This is a genomic window from Streptomyces lushanensis (assembly GCF_001700515.1).
In the GTDB taxonomy this organism is placed as follows: domain Bacteria; phylum Actinomycetota; class Actinomycetes; order Streptomycetales; family Streptomycetaceae; genus Streptomyces; species Streptomyces lushanensis.
Genome location: NZ_MAUD01000001.1, coordinates 1 through 5,506, shown reverse-complemented (window position 1 = coordinate 5,506; position 5,506 = coordinate 1). Strand labels below are relative to the sequence as shown.

Genomic DNA, 5,506 nt, shown 5'->3' with positions numbered 1-5,506 from the left:
CGTCGGCGTCCTGGTGCTGGAACGGCTCTCCGACGCCGTGCGCAACGGCCACGAGGTCCGGGGCATCATCCGCGCCACAGCCGTCAACCAGGACGGCGCCTCCAACGGGCTCACCGCGCCGAACGGCCCCTCGCAGCAGCGGGTGATCCGGCAGGCACTCGCCGAGGCGGGACTGACACCCGCCGAGGTGGACGCCGTGGAGGCGCACGGCACCGGCACCACGCTGGGCGACCCGATCGAGGCCCAGGCCCTGCTGAGCACCTACGGCCGGGACCGGGAGCGCCCGCTCCTGCTCGGTACGGTCAAGTCCAACATCGGTCACACCCAGGCGGCGGCCGGAGTCGCGGGCGTCATCAAGATGCTGCTCGCGATGCGCCACGGCACTCTGCCGAAGACCTTGCACCTCGGCACGCCCTCGACCCATGTCGACTGGTCCTCGGGCGCCGTGTCCCTGCTGCGGGAGCCGGAGGACTGGCCCGGGACCGGCCGTCCGCGCCGGGCCGGCGTCTCGGCGTTCGGGGTGAGCGGGACGAACGCGCATGTCATCGTGGAGCAGGCACCGGCCGTCGAAGCGGCGCCCCGGACCCTCCCGGAGCGGACCGTGCCCCCCGGCGCGGCGCCCGGGGCCGTGCCGTGGATCGTCTCCGGAAGGACCCGTGAGGCGCTCCAGGCCCAGATCGACCGGCTCACCGCCTTCACCGCCGGCACCGCGCTCTCCGCGCTCGACATCGGGCACTCCCTCGCCACGGACCGTACGGTCTTCGCACACCGGGCGGTCCTGCTCGCGGGCGCCGACGGCGTACGGGAGATCGCCCGCGGAACGGCCGGCCGCGCTCCCGGCGGGACCGCGTTCCTCTTCTCCGGACAGGGCAGCCAGCGCGGCGCGATGGGCCGGGAGCTGTACGGACGGTTCCCGGTCTTCGCCGAGGCGCTGGACGCGGTGCTCGCCCATCTCGACACCGAGCTGGAGTTCCCGCTGCGTGAGGCGCTCTTCGCCGAGCCGGGCACCTTCGAGTCGGAGCTGCTGGACGAGACCGGCTGGACCCAGCCCGCGCTGTTCGCCGTCGAGGTGGCGCTCTTCCGGCTCGCCGAATCATGGGGTCTGACACCGGACTTCGTGGCCGGGCACTCCATCGGGGAGATCACCGCCGCCCATGTGGCCGGGGTGTTCACCCTGGCCGACGCCTGCCGGCTGGTGGCGGCGCGCGCCTCGCTCATGCAGGCGCTCCCGCGGACCGGCGCGATGGTCGCGCTCCAGGCCACCGAGGACGAGATCACCCCGCTGCTGGGCGGGAGCGTGTCGATCGCGGCGGTCAACGGCCCCGAGGCGCTGGTCGTCTCGGGCGCCGAGGACGCCGTCCTGGAGATCGCCGAACTCTTCGCGGCCGAGGGCCGCAGGACCAGGCGGCTGCGGGTCTCGCACGCGTTCCACTCGCCGCTGATGGACCCGATGCTCGCGGACTTCGCCCGGGTCGCCGGGACCGTCGCGTACCACGAGCCGAGGATCCCGGTGGTGTCGAATCTGACCGGTGCCCTGGCGGTCTCCGGCGAACTGCGCTCGCCCGCCTACTGGGTACGGCATGTCCGCGAGACCGTGCGGTTCGCCGACGGGGTACGGACGCTGCGCGACGCCGGAGTCCTCGCCTTCGTCGAGCTCGGGCCGGACGGCGTGCTCTGCGCGGCGGCCCGGCAGAGCCTGGACGGAGCCGAGCCCGCTCCCGCGGCGGTGCCGCTGCTCCGCGCGGGCCGGGGCGAGGAGGCGGCCGTGGTCGCGGCGCTCGCCACGCTGCACACCCGGGGGACGGGCCCGCGCTGGGCCGCGTTCTTCGACGGCACCGGCGCGCGCCGGGTGGAGCTGCCGACGTACGCCTTCCAGCGCGAGCGGTACTGGCCCGAGGCCGCCTCAGCGGCCGGGTCCGGGGCGGTGGGCGGTCGGCGGGAGCCGGTCGACGCGGAGTTCTGGGCGGCGGTGGAGCGGGAGGACCTGGAGTCGCTCGCCGCCTCGCTGGACCTGGACGGCGGGACCGTCACCACGATGGTGCCCGCGCTCTCCGCGTGGCGCCGTCGCCGCGACGAGCGGTCCGCCGGCGCGAACTGGCACTACCGCGAGTCCTGGACGGAGCTGCCCGGGACCACCGGGGCCGCGCCGTCGGGTCCCTGGCTGGCGATCACGCCGGCCGGTGCCGAGGACAGGTGGACGGCCGCCGCCGTCGAGGCGCTGGGCGCGGACACCGTACGGGTGGAGGCGGACCTCCTCGCCGCGTCCGACGACACCGGGCTGGTGGCCCGGCTGGTGTCGGCGGCCGGCGACGGGACCCGTTTCACCGGCGTCGTCTCACTGCTCGCCACCGGGGCCGACGGGCTGCCCGCGGAGGCGGCCGGGCCCGCCGCGCTGCTGGCGGCCCTGGACGCGGCGGGCATCGACGCACCGCTGTGGTGCGTCACCCGGGGCGCGGTCTCCGTCGCTCCGTCCGAGGCACCGCTCAACGTGGGACAGGCCACCGTCTGGGGCTGGGGGCGGGTCGCCGCGCTGGAGCATCCCGCTCGCTGGGGCGGGCTGATCGATCTGCCGCCGTCACCGGACGAGCGGGCGGGCGCCGCCTTCGCCGCGGCCCTGACCGCATCGGACGGCGAGGACCAGATCGCGGTCCGCGCCGGCGGAGCCTTCGCCAGGCGGCTGGTCCGTACGACCGCCACGGCCTCTGCCGAAGAGGGAGCGTGGCGGCCCGCCGGTACCGTGCTCGTCGTCGGCGGTACGGGCGCCATGGGCGGCCGGGCCGCCCGCCGGCTGGCCCGTGAGGGCGCCCGCCATCTGCTGCTGACCGGCCGGCGTCCGTCCGACCTCGCCGGTACGGAGGCACTCGAAGCCGAGCTGAAGCGGCTCGGCGCCACGGTCACCTTCGCCGTCTGCGACCTCTCCGACCGGGCGGCTCTGACCGCGCTGCTCGCCACCGTTCCCGAGGACACCCCGCTCACCGCCGTCGTCCACACACAGGAGCCGGACGGCGACTCCGAGGCCGCGCTCTCCTCGGCCCTCGCCGGTGTCGTCCAGCTCGACACGGTTCTCGGCGACCGGCCGCTGGACGCCTTCGTCCTGTTCGGTTCGATCGCCGGCGTCTGGGGCGTACGCGGCCGGGGGACCGAGGCCGCGTTCAGCGCCTGGCTGGAGTCCTTCGCCCGGGCCCGCCGCGCCCGGGGAGCCACCGCGCTGACGGTCGCCTGGGGTCCCTGGACGGAGGCCGTGGACCACGCGATGGCCGCGCATCTGCGGCTGAACGGACTGCCCGTCATGGACGCCGACACGGCGCTCGCCGCGCTCGGCCGGGCCGTCGCCGACGGCGAGAGCGCCGTCACCGTGGCCGATGTCCGCTGGGAGACCTTCGCACCGGCCTTCACCGAGGCGCGCCGAAGCGCCCTGTTCACGGAACTGCCCGAGGCCCGCGCCGCACTTGAGGCGGCCGGCCGCGACCGCGCGGAGGAGCGGTCCGCGGCGGGCACCTACCGGCAGTGGCTGCTCGGTCTGCCCGAGTCGGAACGCGCCGACGCGCCGCTCGCGCTGGTCACCGAGAAGGTCGCCCTGGTCCTCGGCCACGCGGACGCCGGCTCCGTCGAGGCGGACCTTCCCTTCCGCGACCTGGGCTTCGACTCCCTGACCGCCGTCGATCTGCGCGACCGGCTCAAGGACGCGACCGGGCTGACCCTGCCCGCGACCCTGGTCTTCGACCATCCGACGCCGGCCGAACTCGCCGTGCATCTGCGCACGTCGCTGCTCGGTGAGCCCACCGCCGATCAGGCGCCCGTCACCACGGCACCCGCCGCGGCCCCGGCGCGCACGGGCGACGACCCGGTCGTGATCATCGGCATGGCCTGCCGCTACCCGGGCGGTGTCACCTCGCCCGAGGAGCTGTGGCGGCTCGTCACCGAAGGGACCGACGCCGTGGGCGAGTTCCCCGTCGACCGGGGCTGGGACCTCGACACCCTGCTCGGCGGCCCGCCGGAGGGCGGACGCGGACGCAGCGCCACCGGCCACGGCGGCTTCCTCCACGACGCGGCCGACTTCGATCCGGGACTGTTCGGCATCTCGCCGCGCGAGGCCCTCGTGATGGATCCGCAGCAGCGCATCGTGCTCGAAGCCGCCTGGGAGGCACTGGAGCGGGCGGGTGTCGACGCGACGGCACTGCGGGGCAGCACCACCGGTGTGTACGTCGGAGGCGGCAGCGGCGACTACCGGCCCCCCGCCGAGGCGGGCCAGTGGGAGACCGCGCAGTCGGCGAGCCTGCTCTCCGGCCGGCTGGCGTACTCCTTCGGACTCCAGGGACCGACGGTCTCCGTGGACACCGCCTGCTCCTCGTCGCTGGTCGCCCTGCATCTCGCCGCCCAGGCCCTCCGCTCCGGCGAGTGCTCCATCGCCCTGGCCGGCGGGGTCACCGTGATGGCCACTCCGACGGGCTTCGTCGAGTTCAGCGCCCAGGGCGCGCTCTCGCCCGACGGCCGGTGCAAGGCGTTCTCCGAGGCGGCGGACGGCACCGGCTGGTCCGAGGGCGTGGGCATGCTGGTCGTCGAGCGGCTCTCCGACGCGCGCCGCAACGGCCATCGCGTACTGGCGGTCCTGCGCGGCTCGGCCATCAACCAGGACGGCGCCTCCAACGGACTGACCGCGCCGAGCGGGCCCGCGCAGCAGCGGGTGATCCGGCAGGCCCTCGCCAACTCCGGTCTGACGCCCGCCGACGTGGACGCGGTGGAGGCGCACGGCACCGGCACCAGGCTCGGTGACCCGATCGAGGCACAGGCGCTGCTCGCCACCTACGGCCGGGACCGCGACCCGAGGCGCCCGCTCCTGCTCGGTTCGCTCAAGACCAACATCGGTCACACCCAGGCGGCTTCGGGCGTGGCCGGCGTGATCAAGATGGTGATGGCGATGCGCCACGGCATCCTGCCGAAGTCGCTGTACGCCGAGAACCCCACCTCCCAGGTGGACTGGACGGCGGGCGCGGCCCGGCTGCTCACCGAGCAGACCGCCTGGCCCGACTCGGACCGGCCGCGCCGGGCCGGAGTCTCCTCGTTCGGAGCCAGCGGTACGAACGCGCATCTGATCCTGGAGCAGGCGCCGGAGGCCGACACCGGCACCGACGCGCCGTCCGGCGGGCGCGAGGTGACCACCGTGCCGGTGCTGCTCTCCGGCCGGACCGGGAACGCGCTGCGCGACCAGGCCCGCAGGCTGCTCGCGCGGGTGACCGCCCGTCCTGATGTCCCGCTGACCGATCTCGCCTTCTCGCTCGCGACGACCCGCTCGGTCTTCGAGCACCGGGCCGCCCTGACCGTCACCGAACGCGGCGGTCTGCTCGACGGCCTCACCGCGCTGGCCGAGGGGAACACACTGCCCGAGCTGGTCGAGCACAAGGTGGAGAAGGCGGGCAAGCGCGCCTTCCTCTTCTCCGGCCAGGGCTCGCAGCGGCTCGGGATGGGCCGTGAGCTGTACGGGCGGTTCCCGGTCTTCGCCGAGGCG

The 5,506-nt window shown here is 75.2% G+C and carries 1 protein-coding gene; it reads left to right on the top strand.

Features of this window, described 5'->3' with window-relative positions; translation table 11 throughout:
* The coding region (locus BFF77_RS00005) for a type I polyketide synthase (RefSeq protein ID WP_141698315.1) at positions 1 to 5,506 on the top strand (5,506 nt) is incomplete at both ends.